The organism is Rheinheimera soli (assembly GCF_031457405.1).
GTDB lineage: Bacteria > Pseudomonadota > Gammaproteobacteria > Enterobacterales > Alteromonadaceae > Pararheinheimera > Pararheinheimera soli_A.
On sequence record NZ_JAVDWR010000001.1, the window covers coordinates 579375 to 604824 of the forward strand.

Here is a 25450-nt window from a genome sequence, read left to right on the forward strand (position 1 = left end):
GCTGCTAACTTGCTGCCTGTTACCTAAGTTACTGAAAATACGCCATTCTCTGCGCCAAAGTCTCAGGGTTATATTCGGCTAAGGAAATTTTGTGCTTCAAGGAATAAACCATATCACCATAGCAGTCAGTAACCTGGAGCAGTCATTGCTGTTTTATAGCGGGTTGCTTGGCATGAAAGCGCATGTGCGTTGGGAGCAAGGTGCTTATCTTAGCCTTGGTGACTTATGGTTTTGCTTATCCTGCGATGAGGTGTCACCAGCCAAAGATTATTCTCATATAGCTTTGGATATAACCGAAGACGATTTCCCTGTTTTTGTGGCAAAGTTGCGGCAGGCTGGAGTGACGGAGTGGAAGCAAAACAAAAGCGAAGGTTATTCGCTGTATTTTCTGGACCCGGATGGTCATCAATTGGAAATACACAGTGGTAATTTACAGAGTCGCTTAAATTCGTTAAAACAGCAGCCTTACCCGGGGTTAATATGGCTTTAAGCAAGGCCGACCATCTGCTGCCATAGCTTGATTTATAACGAGATCACCATGTCAGAACACCGCATTTTCACCACTTTATTTTCTGTTGTATATCAGTGTTATATACAAAAAGCTGAGCGTAAAAATCGTACTAAAGCAGAAGAGGATCAGATCATCTGTTGGCTGACAGGTTATAGCGCTGCTGCATTGCAACAGCAACTTGAGCAGGGGGCTGATTTTAAGACCTTTTTCAATATGGCTCCTTTGATGCACCCAAATGATTAAAGGTTTGGTGTGTGGTGTGTGGTGTTCGGGTAGAGGAAGTTGAAGATCCCTTGATGCAAAAAATCCGCTATTTAGACAGGCTGATTGATGAGCTGGCGAAAGCTAAAACCATAGCGAAAATTTTGTGCTAATGCTCTGATACTGCTTTGGCTTGTTCAGCCAGATCACAAGCCTCTGCTTAAACCCTTCTGCAACATTCTGAAAAATATCACCTTGCATTTACATCTGTTCCTTATTGGGCTAGGCTGGTTTTCGTGTTTCTATCATTAAAACAACACACTGCATTAGCCGTACGCAGGAGCTTTAACTTACTTAGCCCAGTGAAAGGAATATTCTTATGAGCCAGCTTTTTTCTTCGTCCAGCAATCAACCCGAAGCCGAAATTGTCAGTGCCGCTATTTATCCGCCTATAGGGGTGATGAGGGTAGGCAATAGCCCGAATGAGTTTTTTATCGGCCCTGAGGTTAATCAACCTATAGCCCAAAGCCCTGCCTTTTATCGGGATGCAAGCGGGGCGTTAAAGCGCCAGGCCGCGCGTTTTCGGGTCTATGGTTTTGATGCCTCTGGTCAGGTGGTGAAAGAATTAACTGCCAACAATGCCAGTATAGAGTGGAGTGCACGGCTGGCGAATCAAAAAGCCTCCTGGTATGAGTTTCAATTGGCGCTGGATATTCCTGAAGCGGCAGAAGCCGATCCTTCGTTGTTGCGAAATGCTTTGGTTAAAGATCGCAGCACTTTATTAATAGATGGTGGCGCCAATACGGTGTCTGGCAAAAAGGTGGATGGCAGCAGCACTAAGTTTGTTGGCACTTTTACCGGTGTTTCTGTGTATTTAGGTGAAATGCGTACCGATGACGAAGGGCGTTTACTGATGTTGGGTGGCCATGGCAAGTCGGCCAACCCTGAAGGTAAACCTGCTATTACCTTTGGTAATAATGAAGGTTGGTATGACGATACCTCGGACGGTCCGATCACAGCCACAGTGCACTACGAGGGGAAAACTCTGCCTGTCAAACCAGCATGGGTAGTCTGCGCGCCGCCTGACTATGCCCCTATGCAAAAGTCGGTTCGCACTATGTGGGATTTAATGCGGGATATAGCTGTTGAAGCGGGGCAGTTGCCTATGCCGGGGCGTCCGTCTTTTACTGATGATATTTTGCCCATTTTTCAGCGTTTAACCGATCTGCAATGGGTAAACGCCGGATATGCCGCTGGTTTTGGCTGGAACAGCGCTTTTGATTTTACCTCCGAAGAGTGGATGAAACGTTTGTCTGATCCATCCAGCACCTGGCAGGAAGCGCGTCGCACTCTGGCGCATAATTTCCGTTCACTGGATACTGCGTTTAGCACACCGAATGGTCAGAGCAATACCCAAAGCTGGGATCCAAGTTTCGCCGCTGCTTCACCTCAGTTGTGGCCCTGGTTATATGGTGATGCGATGAGCGTCAGCGCCACGGCTTCACCGCGCCAGTTTGTATCTTTAACTTCGTTGCAGTTGCGTGCTTTAGCCGACTGGGTGAACGGCAATTTTATTGCCGATTATGAACCCCATAAGCTGCCGCCTCAACTTCTGGAGCAAGTGCCGCTTTGTGAGCAACCTGATATGTTAACTCGTGCCGCTATGGAGTTTTGTCTGGCTGATGCCTTTCATCCCGGCTGTGAAATGACCTGGCCTATGCGCACTGCTGGTATGTATTCTGAAGCCTTTCGCTTGCGCCATGCTGAAGATACAGCTCCCACTCATGGCATTAATTATGGTCCGGAAATGACGTCGCAAATTGCATTACAAATCAACGGTCCTATTCGCAGTGGTCAGGTGGCCGGTGGTATTACCCGCTGGATGGCTATTCCATGGCAAACCGACACCGCCAGTTGCCGTGATGGGTACAACCTGGCTTATGACCCTTATTTGCCCACTTTCTGGCCAGCCCGTGTGCCCAACAATATGCTGAATCAGGCCAATTACGCCAAAGTGATTAACGAAACTTTACCCTTGCCTGAACGTCAGCAGGCTTTTAATGAGCGTGAGTTCTGGCTGGATGATTTACCTATAGGCCCATCCACTGATTATCTGGCGCAAATTAACAGCATGATTGATCATTTTGCCGATCTGGCTGTGGTATTGCCACAAAGCAAAGCGGGCGTCAGCCATTTCCCGACAGTGATGCAAGTGGGCATGACACCGGATAAACCAGTGCAGTTGTTAAAAGCCAAAGCGGATAAGCAAGAGGATTTAAAAGCATTACCGCCACAGCAACGCAGACCGGATCTTAGTCAGACTGACAAAGCCAACAGATTACGCAAGCGCTAAGCTGGCGAAGCAGGGAAGGGATCAAGACATGGATGATAATAAGCTGGTCATTAAAACACAGATACTGGTGTTAGGCGCAGGCATAGGCGGCTGTATTGCCGCCCTTGCTTTAGCGCCATTTTATTCAGTAGTGCTGGTGGATCTGCATGCTATCCCAAAAGAAAGGGTAGGTGAGTGCATGGCTCCTGCCGCAGGGCGTATTTTGCATAAACTCAGGCTGTTGGAGCTGTTAAATGCAGGTCATTTAACCTCTCATGGCCTGTTGTCTTATTGGGGCACTGAAACACCTACAGTGGTTGATCAACTCGTCAATCCTGATGGGCATGGCTGGCATCTGGATCGGCAATTATTTGAGCAGCAATTGCGTGACGTTGCTCAAATGCGGGGTGTGTCTTGTCTTTGGCCTGCACGTTTTGTCAAAAGCGAACAAAAACAGGATGGCTGGTGTGTTGAATTGCAGCACAACGCGCAGCGGACAGAGGTTCATTGCGAACTGGTGATTGATGCCACAGGTCGTCATAGCAGTTTTGCCCGTGCGTTGGGGCAAAGCAGACAGAACTTTGATCAGCAGTTGTCGGTCTGGCTGACGGCTGCAGTGAAAGTTCGTAAGCATATCAGTGTGTTAAGTTCAGTATCAGTGGGTTGGTGGTACAGCGCGCCATTACCTAAGTTGCCTTTTGATCGTGCGCTGCAGGCACAAGCCGATTTAACCGGAACAGCGATTCAGGCCAGGCTTTTTGCCTTACAAATCCAGGCCAGTCAACTGGACAAACACTTAAGTCAGTGCAGCCGCAGCTTTTTACAGGCCGCTGCCGAAGCGCCGGGCCTTGGTACTTTAGTGCAACAGATCATTCCGGGCACTGAGCAACTGCATGCTGTGGTTGCAGCTAATTCGTCAAAACTATCACAAGGCAGCGGTGAAGGCTGGTTTGCCATTGGTGATGCGGCACTGAGTTTTGACCCCTTGTCTTCACAAGGCATCTTTAATGCGATGGCTACGGCCATACAACTGGCTGATTTGCTGATTGAGCATGGACTGCATTATCACAAAACATCTGCTTTGTATCAGGCGCAACTGGATAGTATATGGCAACATTATCTGGCTCATAAAAAGCGCTTTTATGAATTGGTGGAGTAACGCAGAGCTGGTTTTAAATAAATGTTCTGCTGTGTAAGATAAACCCATGAATTTTTACCATCAATCCCTTAAAATCTGAACAACTCATTAAAACCACTGATGCTAAGAATTTTTATGGCCTTTGAACTCTTCACTACTAACTTTCGGTTTTTATTTACTCTCACCAGTATTGCCTTGTTAACCGCCTGTCAGAACGTTCAGGACAGTACTATAGCGCTGGACTCAGATTTTGAAAAAAACAGCAGCAGATATGAGGTGAAAAAGCCAGCCTGGCAATTCACTGAAAAGGCGTATCAACAACAACTTGGACAATTCAGTATTGCATCGACCCAGGTGAGTTGGCAAAACACCACTCAAGCCAGCCCGGGACTGATTAGTTCAGGCATCCCTGGTCAGCAAAAGCAGCCAAAGAGCTTGTTAAACTTTATTCTGGACGACCTGACTGACAACCAAAGCGATTTTGTGAAGCAAATGGAGGAAACGGGCAAACGCGATTTTGCTTTTGATGTCAACTTTGCAGGACAAACTTTGGTACAAACTCACTGCCGTATTATGTACTTAAATGCAGTGACAGAATTTCGTAATTCTGAAAACTCAGAGCAAGTCGTTTCCACAGATCAGCAACGAGAGCATAGCTACCTGGGGTGCAGTTTGAGCACAACCAGTCAAAACTGGCAATTAGTAGTGGAAACAAAAAACAATGCTCAGGCTCGTATGCAACTGCGAGGCGACAGGCAAAGCTTTCAGATCAAAGCTGTGACCGATCGACTGGAGCTGATCAATAACCAATGGGTCCAGGGCCCAGGTTGGGGTCGGCAAATCACAGGCGTCATTATCAGCGCCAATCAACTGCAGCAGGCTGCTTTAGCTTTTGAGGGCAAAGTGCCAAGACTTTGGGTTCACCAACAAGCCACTGATGCGGAGCAAGCTTTGATGATCGCCGCAAATTACAGCCTATTGATGTACGATTGGCTGGATAAAGAATGGCGCACTAATTAACACTCAGCTTTGTATCAGGCTGTACAACAAGGATTTTTGCGTCCTATCGTAGATGCCGCACTAAGTTCTGCGGCGCTTCTGTGACTGAACATAAGGCTTTGTATGGAAACTCTTACTGACTTTCAAAAAGATATGCGTCTGGGTTATCTGTGGGGAGCAACCGGTATTACAACTTCAGCTTTGGTTTTGCTGAAAGATTGATTTTTCTTCTTTGCAGAGTACTCTGAGTTTGGTCTTTATTCGATAAGGAAAATCATGAACCGCAAATTATTTATCAACTTAGCCGCTACCGATTTAAAAGCCTCCACTGACTTTTTTCTGCAGCTGGGTTTTGGGGTTAACCCGCAATTCAGTGACGATAGCGCCAGTTGCATTGTGCTGGCTGATAGCTTTTATCTGATGCTGCTGACAAAAGGCAAGTTTGCATCCTTCAGCCCGAAACCTTTAATCAACAGCCATCAGCAGACTGAAGTGCTGAACTGCTTAAGTTGCCACAGCAAAGCTGAAGTGGATGAACTGGTGCAAAAGGCGCTGAGAGCCGGTGGTAAAACATATAACCAGCCACAAGATCATGGTTCTTTGTATGCTCATGGTTTTCAGGATTTAGATGGTCATGTCTGGGAGTTGGTCTATATGGAAATGCTGGGTTAATTGCTGTTTCAACTCAAAATCTGTGAGGCTGGGCTAGACTAAAAGCTCCCGGAACTGAACAGGTGTGGTTATGGCTGTGGTTGCTGCGGCTTTTGTCCCCTTATGTTGTTATGAAGAAGATGAAGGTCATAAATGTACCGAACCCGCAGGTTCATCAGGTCTTTGTTACTGGCACGACCCCACTCAATGTAAAAAAGCGGAAGATTGCTGTGCCCTGGAAGCTTATGCCCGTAATGGTGGTCAGATGCGGGGTATTTCTTTGCGCCGCGCCGATATTCCGGGTTTAAACCTGGCTGCAGGTCCTTCACAGTCGGGTTTTGATTTGACCCATGCCGATTTATATCGCGCCAATTTACGTGGCGCCCATTTATACAAAGTGAAATTGCATCAGGCTAATTTAATGAAAGCCGATTTACGTGACGCCAATGCACATTGGGTTGAATTGCAGCAGGCCAATTTATTGGGCGTGAAATGGACGGGTGCCCGCATTGAGCACATTCAGTTAGGCGATCAGTTACGCCAGGAAATCATTGCCCGTCAGGCGGTTAAAATCAAAGACCGGGCCATGGCTCTGGACTACTTTGAACAATCAGAAGAAATTTACCGCGACCTGCGTAAAGCGGCTGAACATGAAGGCTTGTTCAGCAGAGCAGGCTTTTACATTCAGCAAGAACTGCGGATGCGGCGTTTTCAATACCCGGTCTGGTCACATAAACGTCTGTTTTCCAAGTTAATAGATGTGTTTTGTGGTTATGGTGAAGAACCGGTGCGGGTCGTGCTTTTTTCGTTATTGCTGATTTTTATCTGCAGCTTTTTTTATTTGTTTTTAGGTGTCAGTTATCAGGGCGAAGTGCTGATGTACCAAAGCGAACAGAGCTGGCAGCAGAATCTGAATTTACTGTTTAACTGCATGTACTATTCAGTGGTCACTTTTACTACTCTGGGTTATGGCGATATTACTCCTGTTGGAGGCTCGCGGCTGGTGGCAGCTATTGAAGCCTTTACCGGCAGCTTTACCATTGCGCTTTTTGTGGTAGTTTTTGTCAAAAAAATGACCCGCTAAATTCAGCCGTGCAAGCGGGTAGTCAGAAGCATTTCAGCTGTTATAATGCCGCCATATTTCAGTAATTTTATCCGGCACACTCTGCAGCTGGTTCTTCAAATAAGGATTTGAATTTTATGGCGGACGTTGAACATCGCCCAACTAACTTTATTCGTCAGATCATCGACGCTGACCTGGCCTCTGGCAAACACAGCGGCACTGTGACCCGTTTTCCGCCAGAGCCCAATGGTTATCTGCACATTGGTCATGCGAAATCTATTTGTCTGAATTTTGGCATCGCTGAAGATTATCAGGGCCAGTGTAATTTACGTTTTGACGACACTAACCCTGAAAAAGAAGATATCGATTTTGTAAACTCTATTCAGCAGGACGTGAAGTGGTTAGGCTTTCACTGGTCTGGCAATGTGCGTTATTCATCAGATTACTTTGATACCTTGTATGGCTATGCGGTTGAACTGATTAACAAAGGTTTGGCTTATGTTTGTTTCTTAAACGCAGAACAAATGCGTGAATACCGTGGCAACTTAACTCAGCCTGGTAAAAACAGCCCAACCCGTGATACTTCACCTGAAGAAAACCTGGCGCTGTTTGAAAAAATGCGTGCCGGTGGTTTTAAAGAGGGCGAATGTTCGCTGCGCGCTAAAGTTGATATGAGCTCGGCTTTTATGTGTATGCGCGACCCGGTGATTTACCGTGTTAAATTTGCCCATCACCATCAAACCGGCGACAAGTGGTGCATTTACCCAATGTACGACTTCACGCACTGTATTTCTGATGCGCTGGAAGGTATTACGCATTCGTTATGTACACTGGAATTCCAGGATAACCGCCGTTTATACGACTGGATCCTGGACAACATCACTATTGCTTGTCATCCACAGCAAATCGAATTCTCCCGTCTGAATCTTGAATATCAGGTGATGAGTAAACGTAAGCTGCACAACCTGGTGGAAGGTGGCCATGTAGCGGGTTGGGATGACCCACGTATGCCTACTATTGCAGGTTTACGTCGCCGTGGTTTTACGCCAGCATCACTGCGTGAATTCGCCAAACGTATTGGTGTCACCAAGCAAGACAATATGATTGAAATCAGTGCGTTGGACTCTTGCATCCGTGAAGATCTGGATGCCAATGCACCAAGGGCTATGGCGGTCATAGACCCGTTAAAAGTCACCATCAGCAACTACAACGCCGCCGATGTGGAATGGTTAGATGTACATAACCATCCAAAAGAAGAAAGCATGGGCAGCCGTAAAGTGCCGTTTGGCCGTTTTTTGTATATAGACCGTGCGGACTTCCGTGAAGAAGCCAACAAAAAGTACAAACGTATGGTGACAGGGGGCGAAGTTCGCTTACGTGGCGCTTATGTGATTCGTGCCGATGAAGTGATCAAAAACGAAGCCGGCGATATTGTTGAACTGATTTGTTCTTACGATCCCGATACTTTAGGTGTTAATCCAGCGGATGGCCGTAAAGTACGGGGTGTTATTCATTGGGTAGAAGCGTCACAAGCTGTACCTGCTGAATTCCGTATTTACGACAAGTTGTTCACAGTGCCAAACCCTGCAGCTGAAGAAGACTTTTTAGCTGTAATTAACCCGGCTTCACTCACAGTGAAAACCGGATGGGTTGAGCCAAGCTTAAAAGCTGCTGAAGCCGAAAAAGCTTTCCAGTTTGAGCGGGAAGGGTATTACTGTGCCGACAATAAAGATTCGACGCCGGATCATTTGGTGTTTAACCGCACTGTAGCGCTGCGCGATACCTTCTTCGAAGACTAAAAAACAGGGTCAGATCACATAGTTCACAGTTAACAATGTGATCTGACCCACATTATCGATTAGACTCTAAGCAGTTCATTTTAGTCGGATCTGCTGGATGCTAAGAGTTACCCTCGGTTTACTGCTTTGCCTGTCGTTCCCATTGACTGCTGACACTGTGCGTTATCCTGCTGTCGAAGACTCCGGAGATCAGCGTTCTGAATACCCTATAGCTTTACTTGAAATGGCGTTAAAAAAAGCTTCAGGCACGGCGAGGCTTAAAAGCACTTCAGTAAGAGTATCAAAAAGCCGGGCTATGCATTTACTGGAGACAGGTGTTGAGGTGGATGTGGTGTGGAGCATGACGTCCATTGAACGTGAACAGCGCTTTTTACCAATACGGATCCCTATTTACAAAGGCCTTGGCACTTATCGGCTCTTGCTTATTCGTGCAGAGGATCAGCCCAGATTCAGTGCATTAAAAGACGAAACTGCTTTAAAACGGCAATTGATATCGCAGGTGCATGACTGGGTGGACACTGACATACTGCGACACAATAAATTTAAAGTGGTGGAAGCCTCAGGCTATCAGAGTTTGTTTCAGATGCTGTTGCACAAAAGAGTAGATGCTGTGCCGCGTAGCGCAATTGAAATAGAAGCTGAGCAGCAACAGTGGTCAAAGCAAGGCTTAGCCATTGAGGCTGAATGGCTGTTGCATTACCCGGGTGCTGTGTATTTTTTTGTCTCGAACAACAATGCTCAGTTGGCCGAACGAATAGAGCAGGGGCTGAGGATGGCGCTTGCTGATGGCAGCTTTGATCTGTTGTTTCAGAAATATTTTTCCGATCATCTTAAAAAAATGCGTTTGTCTGAGCGTAAACTGATCAAACTTCACAACCCACTTTTGCCACCACTCACACCTTTAACAGAGTCTGCACTTTGGTACCTTCCAGAGTAAATCTTGCTGCTGTGATTTTTCATCTTGTGTTTTCTATCTGATCTGCTTTAGATTCAAAGCATTAAAGCTTTGTCCTCTGGAGTTGTTGTGGACGTTTTTTTTGCTGTGTTGTTTTTTGCCTTTTCCACTACCGTAACCCCAGGTCCAAATAACATTATGATGTTGTCCTCTGGTGTGAACTATGGGGTCAAAGCCAGCCTGCCGCACTTTTTTGGCATTTGTTTTGGTTTCCCTTTGATGGTGCTGTTGGTTGGTTTGGGTTTTGGGGTGGTATTTGAACGTTTTCCACAGTTGCATCTGTGGATCAAAGTGGTGGGGGTGTTGTATTTGCTGTGGCTGGCCTGGAAAATCGGCTCTAGTACTCCCAGCAGCATAGAAGGCTCTGATGCTAAACCTTTTAGCTTTCTGCAAGCGGCCTTATTTCAATGGGTGAATGGCAAAGCCTGGATCATGGCGTCAGGTGCTGTCGCTGCTTTTACCACAGTTGCAGGTAACGCCTGGTGGGATGTGACGCAAATCACTGCTGCGTTTTTGCTGGTCAGTTTTCCTTGTGTGGGCGTCTGGTTAACCTGTGGCGCGTTACTACGTTCCGTATTAAATCAGCCTTTGCATCAGCGTATTTTTAATTGGGCTATGGCCTTGTTACTGGTGTTGTCTGTGCTGCCGGTCTTGACTGAGCTGTATAGCAACTGGATAAACTAAGATGTTGAATATTAATAATTTAAGCTTTGGCTATGGCAAGCAGCAGCTGTTTTCAAATTTAAAGCTGCAGTTAGTGCCAGGTTTACATTGGTTAAGTGGTGCTAATGGCAGTGGTAAATCCAGTTTATTGCGGGTTTTAGCCGGGCTGGATAAAGCGCAGCAGGGCAGTATTGAGTTTAATCAACTTTTGGTGGGCAGTGTTGCTTATCAGACATTGGTAGGGATCAGTGCAGATGCCGTTGCGCCTTTGCAGGACAATACGGTGTTGGGCGTATTGCAGTTGGTGACGCGTTGTCGCGGCACTGCAATGGAACAGCTGCTACTGCATGCCAAAGCTTTTGCATTGGAGCCTTTACTGCAGCAAAAAGTGGCCGTGTTGTCTTTAGGCCAACAAAAGAAGCTGAGTTTAACTTTAGCTTTGGCGGCAAAGCCGAAGTTGTTATTGCTGGATGAGCCTTTTAACGCACTGGACCCGGATTCTTTAGTCTATTGCTGCACGCAGTTACAAGCAGCGAAAGAGCGGGGGGCTTTGGTGCTGATCGCCAGTCATTTATCACCACAAAGTTTTCAGCTGGAGCTTAATCAACATCTGGAGTTAAAGGCCGGTGGGCACTTATCTTTTGCTCCGTTATGAGCTGTTCAGGCAACAGGCAGCGGACGCTTTTGCACCGCTGAAGCAATTCTCTTTTATGCTGTTACTGATTGCAGGCCATGCGCTGATAGGACTCTGGGCACCTTTGGTCTTATTGGGTTTTCAGTTATTTAACCCAGAGCTAACTACTTTTGAGCGTTGGCCTTATCTGCAGATGTTGCTGGTGATTATGTTTTGCTGGCAAGGTTCTATAGCCTGGCAGCAAAAGGCGACAGCTGAGCAGTACTTTGTCGAAAGTCTGGCGCCGTCAGCCAAAGTAGCATGGCTTAGCAATAAGCTGATGGCGCTGTTAAACCAGTTACCTTTCTGGTTTTTGACGTTGCCGGTATTTATTTATCTGCTGTTCAGTGGAAAAACTATGGCATGGCTGGATGCCATCCAGTTACTGCTGGTGCTGCTGGTTTTATCTTGGGGTTTTCAGGCGCGACAAACCAGCTGGCTGGCCCTCTTTGCTGTATTTATGTTGCCTGTTGTCACCTTTTGGGGGATGCCGCTATTAGCTTTGATGCTGCTCGAGAGGGTTTTACAGCATCATTTGAGTGGAACCCCATTGTCTGCCGGGTCTTTATTTCAATATTGGCTCTATTGGTTTATAGGGCAGCAGCAAAATAAAGCTTTGTTATTACTGATTATTTTTGTGCTGGCTTTGTGGCAGTACTGGTTGGTGCAACAACTAAAAGCGGAAGCTTTGCTTTTTATCAACTCTGTGTTTATCTGGGCTTTAGCACTTTTGTGTTATGCCCAGCAAAAACTCTGGCAGCAGCAGTTGTTATCACAGCATTACTTCTGGTTAAGCTGCTGCACTTTAAAGCAGCGCTCTGTTTTAAAACTGATGAATGTGTTACCTGTGCTGATAGCTTCTGTACTGGCGCTGACTTTTCTGAATGCGACTTCAGCAGCCTGGACCATTATTCTGGCTGTTGTTTTAAGTTTGTGGTCTAAGCCAGGTTTGTTGTCAGTTGCAGTCAGTTGTTTTATGCTTTTGTTTTTATTAAATGGACAAGGACTTTGGGCATGAAGAAATTTTTGGTATTACTTTTGCTGTGGGGGCCTATGGCGGTAGCGCAAAACCTGTGGATTGATGTGCGCACTGTCGAGGAATACAAGGCTGGGCATTTAGAAGGTGCGATCAACATTCCTTATGATGAAATTGAACAAAAAATCTCAGCAGTCAGTGTTGATAAAACGGCTGATATTCAGCTGTATTGCCGCAGTGGCCGCCGCTCAGGTATTGCGCTGGAAACCTTAAGAGGCTTGGGCTACAGCAAAGTGACAAATGCTGGCTCTTATGAGCAGTTGAAACAAAAACAACCTAAATCTAATGAGTAGCTTGTGTTGCTTTTGCCTGATAAGCTGGGCGCTTTAGTTCGGTTTTAAAGGCAACAAAGCTGGCGCGTAACGAGCTTAATGTCAGTTGTTTTACCAGCCATTGTGGCAATTCACCGCCCGGGTTGGCACTGCCTTGATACTGCATGTCAAACCCCTGATCTTTGGGAGTTAAAGTCCAGACAGCTTTCACATCGCGAATTCGCACATAGCCTTTAGTTTCCGGCATTAAATCTGAGCAATCGCTGATTTCAATAAGCATGTTTTTTTCCGTATTACTCACATCTGCACAGGTCACCATATCCCTTGGGCTAACAGGCCAGACGGATTGAAAACGGGTGTAGACCTTCCAGTGGCTTTCTGTACTGCCGTCCAAAAGCTTCGCGTCCTCGCTTTGTTTCAGCCAACGTTGCACTGATTTTGTGTCTTTGAGTAAGAGTAAAAAACTCTCTGGTGTGCCCGGATAAAAAGCACTGGCTTTGACTTCGAGAGCAGGGGCGTATCTGTAACTTAGACTGATGCCAGCTTTGGTTTTTAACGAGGTCCATACAACGTCTGCAGCAACGGCGGGCAGAACCAGCACAACCAGCATCACTAGCGTTATTAAAAAATGCATAACCACCTGACTTTTTTTCGTTAAGATACAAGCTTATACGAAACACAACTTTGTTGGGTGTGATGAAAAGCAGTATCGATGAAAAAATAGCGCTGGAACATCAGGCCGCCAAACTTTTTATGCGACTGTACCAGCACAAATTCGGCGTCAAAATGCAACATATCTGGCATAACGAGCCAGCTAAGCCTGATGTATCCTGTTATCTGGAGCAGCAGCGGCTGGATCTGGAAATAGCTCATTTGTATGGCAGCGAAGCCGAAGCAATGAAAATCCTTGGCCGAGAACTTAAAGGAGGCACGCTTGAAGCTTTGCAGTCACTGACGCAATTTCCTGTGGCAGAACGTTTATTACAGGCGCTGGATAAACTGATCATCAACAAAGCGCAAAAAAGTTATGATTCTGAAAAAGTCTGGCTGGTGATCCGTAATGCTCATCCGGACTGGCACGCCGAAGAACTGGCTCAAACGCCGCATTTATTACAAATTCCGCCCAAACATCCGTTTGAACAAATTTGGCTGGTGGCTGATATGACAGGGCAAGCTGGTTTGATGCCTTTGTATCCAGTCGCCTTAACAGAGAGTCTGAAAGAGAAGGGCGTATGAAACTGCTTAGCAAAGCGCAACAATTGGCACAAAGGCTATATTTCTGGCGTTTTGGCTTAGTCTTTCTGGGATTTTATGCGCTTGGCTTTGGGTTTTATTACCTGCTACAAGGCCCTTCTGTGGTGTACGAAGTCGCCTTGTTATTATCCGTAGTATTACTCGGCTGGGTGTTATTGGCATGGCTTACGCTGCTACTGTTTCGACAGTTACCAGACTGGCAAAGACCAGAAAGCTTTTGGCAAAAATTAAAACAAGGTGCGCATAAATTATGGTATCAGGCCTTGCTTTGGGGTTGTCTGCTGCTTAGTATCGCCACCCTGTATTTAATGGCCAAAGCGCTGAAAGCTTTGGTCAGCCAATTGATCTGATAGGTGAAGGTAAAACATGCGCTGCGATTTGTTTTGCTCTGTAGTAGATAACTTTGGTGATATTGGCATTTGCTGGCGTTTAGCCCGGCAGTTGCAAAGTGAACATCAATGGCAAGTCACCTTGTGGGTCGACGATTTAGTCAGCTTTCAGAAAATTTGCCATAGCATAAAGCCAAATCTCGCCAGTCAGCTGCAAAATGAGGTGCTGGTCAGGCATTGGACTGTTGTATTGCCAGAGCTTACAGAGTCAGACAGACCGGATTTGGTAATAGAAGCTTTAGCCTGCACTATTCCACCATCTTATTTACAGTGGATGGCTTCTTTTACTGACAAACCTTTATGGCTTAATCTGGAATACCTGTCGGCAGAAGACTGGGTGCACGGTTGTCATGCCTTGCCATCGCCTCATCCGACGTTACCACTGCAAAAGTATTTCTTTTTCCCTGGTTTTACTGAGCAAACCGGTGGTTTATTAAGAGAGCGGGGATTGGTTGATTCTTTGGTGAAGTCCCGTAATTCAACAGAGCTACAACAGCAGTTTTGGCAAAAACTTGGCCTGTTGGATGCGATGAACTATCAGCAAAAAATCTCACTATTTGCTTATAGTCAGGCACAGATCCGCCCATGGCTGGAGCAATTAGCGAATGCAGCACAAACAACCTTATTACTGGTACCGCAAGGGCAACTGGCAACAGATTTAACCCAACTTTTCTCCGAACTTCAAACCGGGCGTTTTGACCATAACTCTTTAAGTATCCGCATTTTAGATTTTATGCCACAGCCTATGTACGATGAGCTTCTGGCTTGCTGTGATATTAACTTTGTCCGAGGTGAAGACTCGGTGATCAGAGCCCATTGGGCGGGTAAAGCTTTTATCTGGCAAATTTACCGACAGGAAGAGCAGGCGCATTTAATCAAACTGCAGGCCTTTTTAGACAAGTATTTGCAGCATGCGTCACAGGAACAAAAAGCCTGTATAGAACAATTGCATATGGCATGGAATCTGGAGCAGGATATCAGTACAGAATTTGCGACATTCAAAGAATTTAGTGAACAAATTCAATTGCATAACAAAAAGTGGCAGGAATATTTAATTCAGCAGCAAGATCTTGCCAGCAACCTCGTGCGTTTTGCTGAAAATAAACTTATAATGTCGCGCAATTTTTCCTAACAAGAAGATATTTCAATTATGATGAAGACTGCTCAAGAAGTACGCGCTGGCCAGGTGATCATGGTCAACAACGAGCCAATGGTTGTTCAGAAAGCTGAATTCAACAAATCTGGTCGTAACGCCGCTGTTGTAAAAATGAAAATGAAAGGTCTGTTAACGGGGGGCGGTCTTGAGACTGTGTACCGTGCTGACGACAAGTTCGAACAAGTTATGTTAGACACCAAAGAAGTGACTTATTCTTACTATGCAGACCCAATGTATGTATTTATGGATGCTGAGTACAACCAGTACGAAATCGAAGCTGACAACATGACGGATGCTCTGAAATATCTGGTTCCGGATATGCAGTGTTCTGTCGTTTTCTACGGCGAGCGAGCTATCTCTGTTGACTTACCTCCATTCGTTGTACGTGAAGTTATTTACTCTGAACCTGCTGCCCGTGGCGACACTTCAGGTAAAGTAATGAAGCCAGCTAAGCTGGACACAGGTTTCGAGTTAATGGTTCCTGCTTTCGTTGAAATCGGCGACAAGATTGAAATCGACACCCGTACTGACGAATACCGCAGCCGCGCTAAGTAATTAGCCCGTTGTTGGCCAAGGGGTCAGAGTCATTGATGTGCGAATAGCGGATCAATGACTCTGGCCCCTTTGTTTTTTGTGTCGTTATTTTTCTGACCCATCTTTTTTTTAAGGAATTCTGATGAGCATTATTTCAACCCGCATAAAGGGTCTTGAACTACGTTTAGCTACTGAAGCGGATCTGCCCGCTATTTTAAGTTTTATTCAGCAATTGGCTGAGTATGAAAAATTGTCAGATCAGGTGGTGGCGACTGAACAAAAGTTGCGTGACACCTTATTTAATGCCACCCCTTATGCTGAAGTAGTGCTGGCTAATTATCAGGGCAAAGACGTGGGTTTTGCGTTGTTTTTCCATAACTACTCCACCTTTTTAGCCAAGCCTGGTATTTATCTGGAAGATTTGTTTGTTGAACCAGCTTGCCGTGGTGTCGGGGTGGGCAAAGCCTTGATCACTTATCTGGCGAAGCTGGCGGTAGAACGTGATTGTGGCCGTCTGGAATGGTCTGTGCTGGACTGGAATCAACCCGCTATCGACTTCTATCAGTCCTTAGGTGCTGTGATGCTGCACGACTGGCGCATTAACCGTGTAACGGGCGCTACTTTGACTCAGATGGCAGAGCTTTTCCCGGCTTGATTAGTGGTGGTCCGGATACAGCAGATAAGGCTGGCGTTGTTGCCTGAACTTCATTAACTCACTCTGCCAGCTCTGGCGAATTTGGGGTTCTGTCCAGCCTTGCTCCAGTTGTTGCCTGAGCTTGCTGCTACCTGACAGCTTATCCATAAAATCCGGCGCATTAAACAGTGTCAACTGATGTGTGGCAAAAACAGCCTGCGCCTGAATTAAATAACTCAAATCCAGACCGCCAGCTTTTACTTCCCGTAAATCCAGCCCCAACACCAGCTGGTTTTTTAATGGTGGATGAAGGGCTGCACCAACTTTAGGCACAGGGCTAAAGGCAAATTTTCCTAAAGGTGGATTGGTATAACCCAACACCTGAAACGGAAAGTCGGTGCCCCGGCCAATACTTAAAGGAGTGGCTTCAAAAAATCCTAAAGACGGATACAAAGCTACGGCCTGAGCATTCGGCAGATTCGGGCTAGGCCGCACCGGTAACTCATACGGCATATCCCGCTGATAGTTTTTTACTGGCAGTACATAGAGCTTTAATTGTTCAGCCTTATTAATCCAGCCTTCGCCTTTGATCATCAAAGCCAGTTCGCCCAGCGTCATACCATGTAAAAGTGGGATAGGGTGCAAGCCAACAAAAGACTGGTAGTTCTTGTCAAGCACAGGGCCATCAACATAAGCGCCGTTGGGGTTGGGTCTGTCGAGCACCAGCAGCGGGATATTCTGCTCTGCGGCTGCTTCCATCACATAATGCAAAGTGGATAAATAGGTGTAATAACGCACGCCCACATCCTGCAGATCAAAAATCAACAGATTGATACCTTCGAGTGCTTCTGCTGGTGGCTTTTTGTCTTTGCCATACAAGGAAAACACAGCTAATCCAGTCTGTGGGTCTATGCTGTTTTCTACTTTGGCTCCTGCATCAGCAGTGCCACGAAAACCATGTTCAGGCGAGAAGATCTTTTTTACCTGCAGACCTTGCTGCAATAACAACTCAACCAGATGGGTGTTGCCCACCACTGAGCTTTGATTCACCACCAGGCCTGTCTGTTTAGATGCCAGCTCAACAGGGGAAGAGCCCGGTCCTGTTGCCAGCTGGCTGGCCCCTGTTTGGATCTCTTTGGTTTGAGCGCTACAGCTAAAAGCAGCAGAGCTAAAAGCAATGCAGCAGACTAAAAGCAGAAAACTTCGCATCAGGCCGGCACTCCGTTGAGTTCTGTTTGTGCCACGGCGTGACTGTTTCTACCCAACTGACAAATCACAAAAGAGCAGGCAAAACCTATACAAAGCTGCCAGCTAAAGGCCAAATCAAACTGCCAGTGCACAGGTAAATAATAGCTTTGCAGATAAGGTTGCAGCAGCAACGTGATGACAAAACCAGCTATTAAAGCGGCCAATACTGATGTGGGGCTGCCACGTTTGCTAAAAAGTGCACTGGCGTAGACCCCAAGCAAACCGCTGTAGCTAAATACCATCACGCCTAAAGCAAAAGTCAGCAGTGGCATATCGCTTTTTTGTTGCCAGTAGAAACATAACATCGCCATCAACGCCAAGGCAGCAGCACAAAGCAACATAGACCAGCGTGCAGCTGCAACATAATAGGGTTCTGGTTTCTCTGAGCGCTGTTGCTGCCAGGGCTTGTATAAATCCTGAATAATCACAGAAGCCATAGAATTTAAACCTGATGTCAGAGTAGAGACTGCTGCAGCTATCACACCTACTGTGACTAAACCACGCAAACCGGCTGGCATTTCATGCAAGACGTAATACATAAAAACAGTGATATTTTCGCCGCTGAACTGGCTGCTTTGCATCATAGCGCCGGACCCCGCCATCAGATCCGGTCTTTGATAAAAGATATGTAATAAAAAGCCAATGACAATAAACAGCAGGGTCACAGGTATGACTAAAACCACAGACCAGATAATGGCTAAAGAGCCCTGGCGGGCATTTTTACAGGTTAGAGCGCGTTGGGTCATATCCTGATCCAAGCCAAAAGAGGCGATGTAAAGCAAAAACAGGCCAGTGACACTGGAATAGAGTGTAAAAGCACTGGCTGAACTAAAATCCCAGCTGGTGTCGATCAGAAGCAGTTTACTGGCGGCGTTTTCAGGCGGATGCTCTAACGCCTGCCAGACCGTAGCAAAATCGGCAGGAATAGACTGCCATAAATACAGCAGCACCAGGACTGCGGCGCCAACATAAACAAAACACTGAAAAGCATCGCCATAAATCACAGATTTAATGCCACCAAAAATCGAATACAACAACGCCACCAGACAAAGCAGGGCGATAGACCAAACTACATGGTGCAAGGCAATATCGGTAAATAAGATCATAGACACAGCTATAGCTGCCATATAAAGCCGGGCGCCATTGGCAAAGATACGGCCAAACAAATACATTAACCCCGCCTGTTTTTTCGCTTTGCTGCCAAAACGTAATTCAAGCAGTTCATAAACAGTGCTGACTTTGTAGCGATAAAATCGTGGAATTAAAAAGTAGCCAACAAAAAAAGCCGCCATTAAAGCGCCCAGAGTGCTGGCAAGGTAGGTCAGATTGCTGCGATAGCCACTATCAGGGCCACCTAAAAAAGTAGCGGCAGATTGAGCTGTGGCTAATACAGAGATGGCTGCCAGCCAGGTCGGCATGCTGTTGCTGCCAATAAAATATTCCTGACTGTTTTTTGCACCACTGCGGTTGATCCACCAGCCGGTCAGGGCCAGCAGCACAAAATACAAAACAAACATCAGCCAGTCTAAAGGTGAAAAAGTGGACGCCATTATTCCTCTGCGGGCTCTGTTGACCAGTTCATGAATTACAGCTGACATTGAAGCGTATTCAAAATCGCTTGGCAAGCGCTGGATCTGTCAGTGTCTTGCCTGATTAGTGGTCATTTTTTTCAGAATGGGCGTTCTGTTTCAGCTCAGGGTCTGGCATACTACAGATGGATTTGTAATCGGTTACATTGTATAGGTGAACTTACCGGAGCATAAACTGACTCATCAGTTTTTTCAGTTTTTGTTTGTCCTTGTATTCTGACAGAGCCGCGTTTGGCTGCTCTGCATGGTTTTAGTCCGGGTGCGACCGGGCTAAATACTTCGTAGCTAAAATGGATTTGAGTTACGAAAAATAGGGTGTATACCCGCATTCCTGATGAATGTCCTGAAGCAGCAGAACCCTGTTTGAATAGGGTTTGCGGGGCCAGTCCTGAGACTGGCCTTTTTTTCGCCAGGGGCTTTAGGTCACAGGCAACAGAGGGCTTATTCGTCGCTGTCCTCAGCCTTATTTGATCAGCGTCGTCGCATTTTTCAGATACAAAGCACCTTGTTGCTGCACTGTATTGGTATCCATTTTTTCAGAAGCAAGATGCACTTCTTCCAGCACCACTTTGAGTTGGGCTGTTTCCTGATGAATTTTTTCCAGCGCTACTTCCATGCTGTAGGTAAGCTGATGAATTTCAGCCATAGCCTCAGGCGTAAGCTGCGCTGATTGCAGCTGGGCAAAACGTTGATTGGCTTCTTTAAAGTTAGCCACAGCTTCAGCCAGAGTTTTGGACTCTTTGCCTTTAAAATGATCCGGGCGCTCAGACGCCATAGCCGTCAATGAGCTGGCGACTAACACAACACAACTGAATACCAATGCAGAACTTTTCATCAAACACTCCATTAATTATACTTAGATGAGAATAGTTATCAAGAAGATTAACATGAAGTAAAGCACTACACCAGACAGACTGGCCTATTGCTGGCTATTTTTGTTGTTTTGTCTGGTGATCCATTCAATCAAATCATCCAGTACATGCCGTCCACGGCCAGCTTTGGGGTCATTGATAAAGCTGGCTACCACCCAGATGCGGCCACTTTGGTCTGTCACAAAACCCGCCAGTGCCACTACATTACGTAAAGTGCCGGTTTTTAATCGTGCTTTGCCTTGAGTCTGAGGTTGAGTAAAACGTCGCTTTAAGGTGCCGTCCACGCCAGCAAGAGGCATGCTTGCGATCAATTCCGGCTGATAGCTGGCCTGGTAAGCATGCTGTAGCAGGGCTGTCATCAACAACGGGCTGATGCGTTCGGTGCGGGATAAACCAGAGCCGTTTTCTAACGTCAGGCTGCGGTGATCCAAAGCTAAACTGCTGATGAAGTCTCGTATTTGTTGCTCTGAGGTCGTTGCTGTCCATTCAGTTTCAGCTTTGCCTTGTTGCGCGCCTAAAGCTAAATACAGCTGACGGGTGACGGCATTGTCTGAGCTTTTATTGATATCCCGCAGCACTTCAGCCAGGGTGCGGCTTTGATGTTCTGCCAGCAGCACTGAGGCATTTGCTGTTTTTTGCTCCAGTACAGGAACGTCTTTTTGTCCGGAGATCTGTTGCCACAGTTGCTGAATGACTAAACGGCTGAAATCCACTCTGTTGATCAGTTGCAAATAATCACGTTTTTGGCAGTTTTTCGGAAACTCACCCTGCAACACCAGTTGCACAACGTCTGGCTGACGTTTAAAGGCCAGCTGTTGTGGATGTGGATACCACTCTGAGCAGGGCATATCTGTTAACTGAACCTGAGTTGTCACCAGCTCCAGCCCTTTTAGCGAAGGGTAGAATTGCCCTGAGACTTTATCCGCAGTGGACTCTAGTTTGATGCCCAGCATATTACGTTGTAAAAACAAGGCATCTGGCAGCAGGTTGTAATATTCGCGTGGCGTTTCATCAAAAGGTAAGGCCGTTAGCTCAGGACGGGCCGGATTAAACCAGCTGCGGTCGATCTGAAAGGCAGGCACCTGACGTATGCCCTGATCATGCGCCTGTTGCAGCAAGTACCAGAGTTCTTGCAGCGTAAAATCCATATCAGCTACACCTTTAAGCACCAAAGGGTGTTGCATGGTTTTTTGAGCTTGTTCATAAGAGCGTAACTGAGTTTTACCTCGATAAGCCGGGCCTAATTGTTCCAATGCAGTGATACTGGTCAGCAGCTTCATGGTCGAGGCCGGTTGCATAGATTTATCGGCCTGAAAGCTGATTTTTTCAGCCGGATTGTCCAGCGGATAAGCGACAAAGGCGAGGGTATCTGCAGGTAAACCAGCCTGATGTAGCTTCTGCTGTAAAAGCAAAAGTACATTCTCTTGTTGTATTTCTCCGCTATGACTACAGGCAAGAATAAACAGAGAACTGCAGATGATGATCAGATGGCGAATACCTGAAAGTGCAGACAAAACTATCCCCTTCGTCAATGTGGATGAAGGGAGCACCTTACCTCAGGTCATGTTCCGGTACAAATGGCATCAGACAAAAGTGGCCAGTTCAGCGATGGCGTCTGTCATTTTGGTATTGGCTTGCTGAATACCAGTGAACACAGTGGAGGTTTGATGACTCAATTGACTGCCTTTTTCAGACTCAGCGCAGGCAAGCTCCATTCTGCTCAGCGCATCTTGTGTCAGGCCCAGATTGGTTTTTACCACCTGCTCAATTTCGACAGTGGAGACACCAGTGCGTGAAGCCAGGCTGCGGACTTCATCTGCAACCACTGCAAAACCACGGCCATGATCACCAGCTCTGGCGGCTTCAATAGCGGCATTTAACGCCAGCAGATTAGTTTGATCAGCAATACTGCGAATGGTATTCACCATGGCATAAATGGCCTGAGACTGCTCTGCCAGTTGTTGCAATAGCTCAGAAGCTTGTGCCACTTCCTGTTCAATAGAAAGCGAGTTGCGAACACTTTGGCTTAACAATTCAACGCCTTGCAAAAATAGTGCACTGTTTTGCTGTGAGATCTGCTGCACTGTCATGCTGGCCTGGCTAACGGCCTGACGTTGTTTGATCAGTGCCGTAATATCGCTGGCGAATTTAATGACTTTCACTACCTTGTGGTCTTCATCAAACACCGGGTTGTAGGTGGCTTCAAGCCAAATCGAGTCTCCCTGACTGTTTCTGCGTTCAAATTGGCCTGTTTTGTAGTGGCCTTGCTTTAGGTCCTGCCAGAAATCCGGATTTTCCCGATAAAAATCATCAAAACAAAACATCTGATGGTGGCGACCACGGATCAGCTCCAGGGGGTAACCTACAGTAGTTAGAAAGTTTGTGTTGGCGTTGAGAATTTCACCTTCAGGGGTGAATTCAATAATGGCCTGTGATTTTTGCAATGCATCAATCACAGCTTCCTGCTCTTTCTGCTGGCGGGTTTTATCGCTAACGTCAGAAGCAAACTTAACCACTTTGGTCACGACGCCTTGTTCCAACACCGGAAAATAAGTCGCTTCCAGCCAAATTTTCTGACCTTGTTTACCCAATCGTAAAAAGGTCAGGGACTGACTTTTTCCTGCGGCCAGTTGCTGCCAAAAATTGCTGTAGTCAGAGCTTTGCGCGTAGTCCGCTTCGCAAAAGATACGGTGATGCTGGCCTGTTATTTCATCCAGGCTATAACCCACAGTATCAAGGAAAGCCTGGTTGGCGCTCAGTATGATACCCAATGGGGTAAATTCGATCACCGCTATATTTTGCTTAATTGAATTCAGATAATGAGTGTAAGACTGAAGTTGCTGCTGACTTTGCATTAACTCGGTTTTTAGCCTGGTGTTGAACATTGCCCATACCTCCGATGTAGTCTCAATCAGTTCCTGCTAGTGATCCTTAAGCAGCACGCTGCATTTTTAGAGCGCAAAGCACCTGGCTTACTGGCGAGGAGGAAAAACCATGGACAGAGGACGCACTGGGCTGAAGCAAACAGATGAATTTACAATTCTCCTGATAGAATGCTGCAACCTGGCAACCTTAGTTGATTCAACCTTAGGCCCATAGTTTTGCGTGTGCAGCTTTTCAGCTGACTTGCCACTGCTGAGTATAGCTACAGCTATTGAATTGCCTACTGGTAGCTTTACTAGTTTAACGGCTGGCGGATCTCAAAATCGAAGTAGGTGTCAGGGTATTTTTCGTTGGAAAGCGTGAAATGCCACCATTCCATGGCATAAGGGGCAAAACCCTGTTGTTGCATCAGATCTTTGAGCAATAAACGGTTGGCTTTTTGCTGTGCATTCACAGCATCACTGTCTGAATGCGACACAGGGTCAAATAAATCATAAGTTCCCCCCATATCCAGCTGTTGCCACTGTCCTGCGGCATTTTTTCGCAGTAGGGTTAAATCCACAGTAGATGCGCGGCTATGGCCTGAATGGGCAGCTATATAACCCGGGGTTAGCTGGTTTTTCTCTATGTTTGGGTAATAAGCCGCTTTAGTGCTTTGATCTGCTGCATTGTTAAGCCACACCATAAAGTGGTTGGATGCACGCTGAGGCCGGTAACAATCGAACAGTTGCAACTGATAACCCAAACGCTCTGCCTGTTGTGCCACTTTGGCCAAAGCTTGAGCTGCATTTTTTTCTAAATAGCAGCTATTGGCCTGATATCCTGGTACTGCTTTGCCGGTAAAGTTACTATCGCCAGCATAAGCCATACTCACCTGAACTTTGCTGGTCACTGTCAGTACATCCACTATATCGGCAGCTTTAGTGGCTTCAATCCGAACAGGTCGTTGTTCTTTGATTGGTTTTGCTTGCGCAGTTTTGGGGGCAGAACTCTGTTGCTGGACAGTGCTGGCACAGGACAGCACCATAAAACAGCTAAAGGCGACTAAGGCTTGTGTTTTCATCTGATGTTCATCCCATTTATCTTCAGTATTAACCAGCTCTAGCCAATCATTAACCAGCCGCTGATTAAAAAGGCGATCAGCGCTAAAGAGCCACAAAACAGTGCGTAAGGCAGCTGAGTTTTTACATGTTCCAATACATCACAGCCTGATGCGACTGAACTGACCACAGTGGTATCGGAGATAGGTGAGCAGTGATCGCCCCAGATCCCCCCACTTAAAATAGCGGCCAGCAGCAGAGAAGGGGGCAAGCCCAGCATTTCTACCAGCGGCATACCAATAGGAATTAAAATAGCAAAAGTGCCCCACGAAGTGCCTGTGGTAAAAGAAATAATGGCGCCCGCGATAAAAAGTAAAGCGGGGATAAGTACCAGTGGTGTGGACTCTTTAACAAAAGAAGCGACATAAAGCCCGGTGCCGAGATCTTTCATCGCACTGCCCAAAGCCAGCGACAATAACACTATGCTGACCAAAGGCAGCAGCTCACTCATGCCTTTAAAACCAATAGTCACCAGTTGCTGATGATTAAATTTCCGGCTGTAAGCCATCAGGCCATAAGCCACCACACAAGCTAAAGTGGTAGCGTAGAGCGCAGCTTTGGCGCCTGAACCTTCGACTAAACTACCGTTGCCTGTCCAGAGCATAAAGGCAACCATACCCAGAACCAGAGTCAGTAAGGGCACTAACATCAGCGACATACTGCTGGGAGCTATTTCAATATCACTCTGGTTAGACACTGTATTTAAATCAATTTCGGCCTGTTTCATCGGGCCATAGACTTTGTCGGTATAGATGGTGTAGAACACCACAATCAGTGTAAAGAGGGCATAAAAATTCAGTGGAATACTGCCAATTAAAACGGAGATTGCCGACTCCGGCAAGTTGTAAGTGCTTAAAAGCCCCAGTACATAAGCACCCCAGCCATTAAGTAACACCAAAATACAAATAGGAGCGCTGGTGCTGTCGACTATATAAGCCAGGCGGGCGCGGCTCATTTTAAATTTATCGTACAAACCACGGGAGACTATGCCTGCTGTTAAAGCACTCAGGTTGGATTCGATAAAGACCAGAATGCCTATGCCGTAACTGATAAAGCCGGCCTGACGTTTAGTGCGAGCCACTCCCTTGCGGATAAACCAGTCCACCATAGCCGACACACCACCAGAATCCCGCATATAAGCCATTAGCGCCCCTATCAGCAAAGAAAATAGCAGGATCCTGCTGTTATCGGCAGAAGAGGTGACAGAAATAATACGCTCCAGACTTTGCACCGGACCATGCAATAAAGCGCCAAATACACTCAATTCGGGTTGTTTTAAATAAAGTAGAACTTCGGCACAAGCAACGGCCAGGATCAGCGCCAAAATAACTTCTTTGCGCCAGATGACAACGGCAATAGCCACTATGGCGGGTAATAAACTTAAACTATCAGGCACAGCAGCTTCCCATTACACAGAGTTAAGCTTTTATACTGCAGCAATTAGCTGTGGCTTTCCAGTTCGGCTGAAGTCTTTATTTGGCTGGTTGGCTGATTTTTA

General features: G+C 46.5%; 27 protein-coding genes and 1 riboswitch. Of the genes, 19 read left to right on the forward strand and 8 right to left on the reverse strand.

The window, feature by feature from the left end:
* Positions 1-91 precede the first annotated feature (91 nt).
* The 14 genes from fos (at position 92) to J2W69_RS02660 (ending at position 12314) form a co-directional block, all read left to right on the forward strand.
* Positions 92-490, forward strand: coding sequence for a fosfomycin resistance glutathione transferase (fos, locus tag J2W69_RS02600; RefSeq protein WP_310274268.1), 399 nt, complete (start codon positions 92-94; stop codon positions 488-490).
* Between the two features lie 48 nt (positions 491-538).
* A complete protein-coding gene (locus tag J2W69_RS02605; RefSeq protein ID WP_310274270.1) occupies positions 539-754 on the forward strand; it encodes a DUF2200 family protein in 216 nt (71 codons plus the stop codon).
* Positions 755-807: 53 nt separating this feature from the next.
* On the forward strand, positions 808-885 hold the full coding sequence (locus J2W69_RS20615) for a DUF2200 family protein (RefSeq protein ID WP_405047866.1): 78 nt from the start codon (positions 808-810) through the stop codon (positions 883-885).
* Between the two features lie 206 nt (positions 886-1091).
* Positions 1092-3065 (forward strand): LodA/GoxA family CTQ-dependent oxidase, encoded by a 1974-nt coding sequence (locus tag J2W69_RS02610; protein ID WP_310274272.1) that lies wholly within the window; start codon positions 1092-1094, stop codon positions 3063-3065.
* A 28-nt stretch (positions 3066-3093) separates the two neighbouring features.
* Positions 3094-4203, forward strand: a complete 1110-nt coding sequence (locus J2W69_RS02615) for an NAD(P)/FAD-dependent oxidoreductase (protein ID WP_310274274.1) — start codon at positions 3094-3096, stop codon at positions 4201-4203.
* A 114-nt stretch (positions 4204-4317) separates the two neighbouring features.
* Complete coding sequence (locus J2W69_RS02620; protein ID WP_310274276.1) at positions 4318-5202, forward strand: hypothetical protein; 885 nt, start codon at positions 4318-4320, stop codon at positions 5200-5202.
* 255 nt (positions 5203-5457) lie between these two features.
* Positions 5458-5853, forward strand: coding sequence for a VOC family protein (locus tag J2W69_RS02625; protein ID WP_310274278.1), 396 nt, complete (start codon positions 5458-5460; stop codon positions 5851-5853).
* 70 nt (positions 5854-5923) lie between these two features.
* Entirely contained in the window at positions 5924-6916 is a 993-nt protein-coding gene (locus J2W69_RS02630; protein WP_310274280.1) for an ion channel, read from the forward strand.
* Between the two features lie 116 nt (positions 6917-7032).
* Positions 7033-8694, forward strand: a complete 1662-nt coding sequence (gene glnS / locus J2W69_RS02635; RefSeq protein ID WP_310274282.1) for a glutamine--tRNA ligase — start codon at positions 7033-7035, stop codon at positions 8692-8694.
* A gap of 97 nt (positions 8695-8791) precedes the next feature.
* A complete protein-coding gene (locus J2W69_RS02640) occupies positions 8792-9631 on the forward strand; it encodes a substrate-binding periplasmic protein (RefSeq protein ID WP_310274285.1) in 840 nt (279 codons plus the stop codon).
* Positions 9632-9718: 87 nt separating this feature from the next.
* A complete protein-coding gene (locus J2W69_RS02645) occupies positions 9719-10333 on the forward strand; it encodes a LysE family translocator (protein ID WP_310274287.1) in 615 nt (204 codons plus the stop codon).
* Between the two features lies 1 nt (position 10334).
* Positions 10335-10967, forward strand: a complete 633-nt coding sequence (locus tag J2W69_RS02650) for an ABC transporter ATP-binding protein (protein ID WP_310274289.1) — start codon at positions 10335-10337, stop codon at positions 10965-10967.
* Entirely contained in the window at positions 10939-12003 is a 1065-nt protein-coding gene (locus tag J2W69_RS02655) for a hypothetical protein (RefSeq protein WP_310274291.1), read from the forward strand. Before J2W69_RS02650 ends, J2W69_RS02655 begins: the two co-directional genes overlap by 29 nt.
* Positions 12000-12314, forward strand: coding sequence for a rhodanese-like domain-containing protein (locus J2W69_RS02660; RefSeq protein WP_310274293.1), 315 nt, complete (start codon positions 12000-12002; stop codon positions 12312-12314). The genes J2W69_RS02655 and J2W69_RS02660 overlap by 4 nt, the downstream gene beginning before the upstream one ends.
* Here the strand turns inward: J2W69_RS02660 and J2W69_RS02665 are convergent.
* Positions 12304-12927: an START domain-containing protein gene (locus tag J2W69_RS02665; RefSeq protein ID WP_310274295.1), complete on the reverse strand. Its 624-nt coding sequence runs from the start codon at positions 12925-12927 to the stop codon at positions 12304-12306. The genes J2W69_RS02660 and J2W69_RS02665 overlap by 11 nt on opposite strands.
* A gap of 62 nt (positions 12928-12989) precedes the next feature.
* On the opposite strand from J2W69_RS02665, the gene J2W69_RS02670 reads away from it, so the two are divergent.
* From J2W69_RS02670 to J2W69_RS02690, 5 genes are all read left to right on the forward strand, one after another.
* Complete coding sequence (locus J2W69_RS02670) at positions 12990-13529, forward strand: hypothetical protein (protein WP_310274299.1); 540 nt, start codon at positions 12990-12992, stop codon at positions 13527-13529.
* A complete protein-coding gene (locus J2W69_RS02675; protein WP_310274301.1) occupies positions 13526-13897 on the forward strand; it encodes a hypothetical protein in 372 nt (123 codons plus the stop codon). The genes J2W69_RS02670 and J2W69_RS02675 overlap by 4 nt, the downstream gene beginning before the upstream one ends.
* A 16-nt stretch (positions 13898-13913) precedes the next feature.
* Entirely contained in the window at positions 13914-15068 is a 1155-nt protein-coding gene (gene earP / locus J2W69_RS02680; RefSeq protein ID WP_310274303.1) for an elongation factor P maturation arginine rhamnosyltransferase EarP, read from the forward strand.
* An 18-nt stretch (positions 15069-15086) separates the two neighbouring features.
* Positions 15087-15647 carry an elongation factor P gene (gene efp, locus J2W69_RS02685; protein ID WP_473091917.1) on the forward strand — a complete coding sequence of 187 codons (561 nt, stop codon included), beginning with the start codon at positions 15087-15089 and terminating at the stop codon, positions 15645-15647.
* A gap of 121 nt (positions 15648-15768) precedes the next feature.
* Complete coding sequence (locus J2W69_RS02690; protein WP_310274305.1) at positions 15769-16281, forward strand: GNAT family N-acetyltransferase; 513 nt, start codon at positions 15769-15771, stop codon at positions 16279-16281.
* Here J2W69_RS02690 and J2W69_RS02695 read toward each other — a convergent pair whose 3' ends face one another.
* The 7 genes from J2W69_RS02695 to J2W69_RS02725 form a co-directional block, all read right to left on the reverse strand.
* Positions 16282-17469 (reverse strand): exo-beta-N-acetylmuramidase NamZ family protein, encoded by a 1188-nt coding sequence (locus tag J2W69_RS02695; RefSeq protein WP_310274307.1) that lies wholly within the window; start codon positions 17467-17469, stop codon positions 16282-16284. It lies immediately after the preceding gene.
* Complete coding sequence (locus J2W69_RS02700; protein WP_310274309.1) at positions 17469-19106, reverse strand: sodium:solute symporter; 1638 nt, start codon at positions 19104-19106, stop codon at positions 17469-17471. The genes J2W69_RS02695 and J2W69_RS02700 overlap by 1 nt, the downstream gene beginning before the upstream one ends.
* Positions 19107-19560: 454 nt before the next feature.
* The gene (locus J2W69_RS02705) at positions 19561-19932 is read right to left on the reverse strand and encodes a DUF6746 family protein (RefSeq protein ID WP_310274310.1); all 372 of its coding nucleotides are present in this window, start codon (positions 19930-19932) and stop codon (positions 19561-19563) included.
* A gap of 84 nt (positions 19933-20016) precedes the next feature.
* Entirely contained in the window at positions 20017-21483 is a 1467-nt protein-coding gene (dacB, locus tag J2W69_RS02710) for a D-alanyl-D-alanine carboxypeptidase/D-alanyl-D-alanine endopeptidase (RefSeq protein WP_310274312.1), read from the reverse strand.
* A 69-nt stretch (positions 21484-21552) separates the two neighbouring features.
* Positions 21553-22854 carry a methyl-accepting chemotaxis protein gene (locus J2W69_RS02715; RefSeq protein ID WP_310274314.1) on the reverse strand — a complete coding sequence of 434 codons (1302 nt, stop codon included), beginning with the start codon at positions 22852-22854 and terminating at the stop codon, positions 21553-21555.
* A 169-nt stretch (positions 22855-23023) separates the two neighbouring features.
* Positions 23024-23110: riboswitch (cyclic di-GMP riboswitch) on the reverse strand.
* A gap of 37 nt (positions 23111-23147) precedes the next feature.
* A complete protein-coding gene (locus J2W69_RS02720; protein ID WP_310274316.1) occupies positions 23148-23915 on the reverse strand; it encodes a M15 family metallopeptidase in 768 nt (255 codons plus the stop codon).
* Between the two features lie 38 nt (positions 23916-23953).
* Positions 23954-25348: a Na+/H+ antiporter NhaC family protein gene (locus J2W69_RS02725; RefSeq protein WP_310274318.1), complete on the reverse strand. Its 1395-nt coding sequence runs from the start codon at positions 25346-25348 to the stop codon at positions 23954-23956.
* Between the last annotated feature and the right edge of the window lie 102 nt (positions 25349-25450).

Excerpts from the sequence above, each read along its gene's own strand:
- J2W69_RS02605 (WP_310274270.1), top strand. The coding sequence starts at position 539 with ATGTCAGAACACCGCATTTTCACCACTTTATTTTCTGTTGTATATCAG.
- J2W69_RS20615 (WP_405047866.1), top strand. The coding sequence starts at position 808 with ATGCAAAAAATCCGCTATTTAGACAGGCTGATTGATGAGCTGGCGAAA.
- J2W69_RS02610 (WP_310274272.1), top strand. The coding sequence starts at position 1,092 with ATGAGCCAGCTTTTTTCTTCGTCCAGCAATCAACCCGAAGCCGAAATT.
- J2W69_RS02615 (WP_310274274.1), top strand. The coding sequence starts at position 3,094 with ATGGATGATAATAAGCTGGTCATTAAAACACAGATACTGGTGTTAGGC.
- J2W69_RS02620 (WP_310274276.1), top strand. The coding sequence starts at position 4,318 with ATGGCCTTTGAACTCTTCACTACTAACTTTCGGTTTTTATTTACTCTC.
- J2W69_RS02625 (WP_310274278.1), top strand. The coding sequence starts at position 5,458 with ATGAACCGCAAATTATTTATCAACTTAGCCGCTACCGATTTAAAAGCC.
- J2W69_RS02630 (WP_310274280.1), top strand. The coding sequence starts at position 5,924 with ATGGCTGTGGTTGCTGCGGCTTTTGTCCCCTTATGTTGTTATGAAGAA.
- glnS (WP_310274282.1), top strand. The coding sequence starts at position 7,033 with ATGGCGGACGTTGAACATCGCCCAACTAACTTTATTCGTCAGATCATC.
- J2W69_RS02640 (WP_310274285.1), top strand. The coding sequence starts at position 8,792 with ATGCTAAGAGTTACCCTCGGTTTACTGCTTTGCCTGTCGTTCCCATTG.
- J2W69_RS02650 (WP_310274289.1), top strand. The coding sequence starts at position 10,335 with ATGTTGAATATTAATAATTTAAGCTTTGGCTATGGCAAGCAGCAGCTG.
- J2W69_RS02660 (WP_310274293.1), top strand. The coding sequence starts at position 12,000 with ATGAAGAAATTTTTGGTATTACTTTTGCTGTGGGGGCCTATGGCGGTA.
- J2W69_RS02665 (WP_310274295.1), bottom strand. The coding sequence starts at position 12,927 with ATGCATTTTTTAATAACGCTAGTGATGCTGGTTGTGCTGGTTCTGCCC.
- J2W69_RS02670 (WP_310274299.1), top strand. The coding sequence starts at position 12,990 with ATGAAAAGCAGTATCGATGAAAAAATAGCGCTGGAACATCAGGCCGCC.
- J2W69_RS02675 (WP_310274301.1), top strand. The coding sequence starts at position 13,526 with ATGAAACTGCTTAGCAAAGCGCAACAATTGGCACAAAGGCTATATTTC.
- earP (WP_310274303.1), top strand. The coding sequence starts at position 13,914 with ATGCGCTGCGATTTGTTTTGCTCTGTAGTAGATAACTTTGGTGATATT.
- efp (WP_473091917.1), top strand. The coding sequence starts at position 15,087 with ATGATGAAGACTGCTCAAGAAGTACGCGCTGGCCAGGTGATCATGGTC.
- J2W69_RS02690 (WP_310274305.1), top strand. The coding sequence starts at position 15,769 with ATGAGCATTATTTCAACCCGCATAAAGGGTCTTGAACTACGTTTAGCT.
- J2W69_RS02695 (WP_310274307.1), bottom strand. The coding sequence starts at position 17,469 with ATGCGAAGTTTTCTGCTTTTAGTCTGCTGCATTGCTTTTAGCTCTGCT.
- J2W69_RS02700 (WP_310274309.1), bottom strand. The coding sequence starts at position 19,106 with ATGTCAGCTGTAATTCATGAACTGGTCAACAGAGCCCGCAGAGGAATA.
- J2W69_RS02705 (WP_310274310.1), bottom strand. The coding sequence starts at position 19,932 with ATGAAAAGTTCTGCATTGGTATTCAGTTGTGTTGTGTTAGTCGCCAGC.
- J2W69_RS02715 (WP_310274314.1), bottom strand. The coding sequence starts at position 22,854 with ATGTTCAACACCAGGCTAAAAACCGAGTTAATGCAAAGTCAGCAGCAA.
- J2W69_RS02720 (WP_310274316.1), bottom strand. The coding sequence starts at position 23,915 with ATGAAAACACAAGCCTTAGTCGCCTTTAGCTGTTTTATGGTGCTGTCC.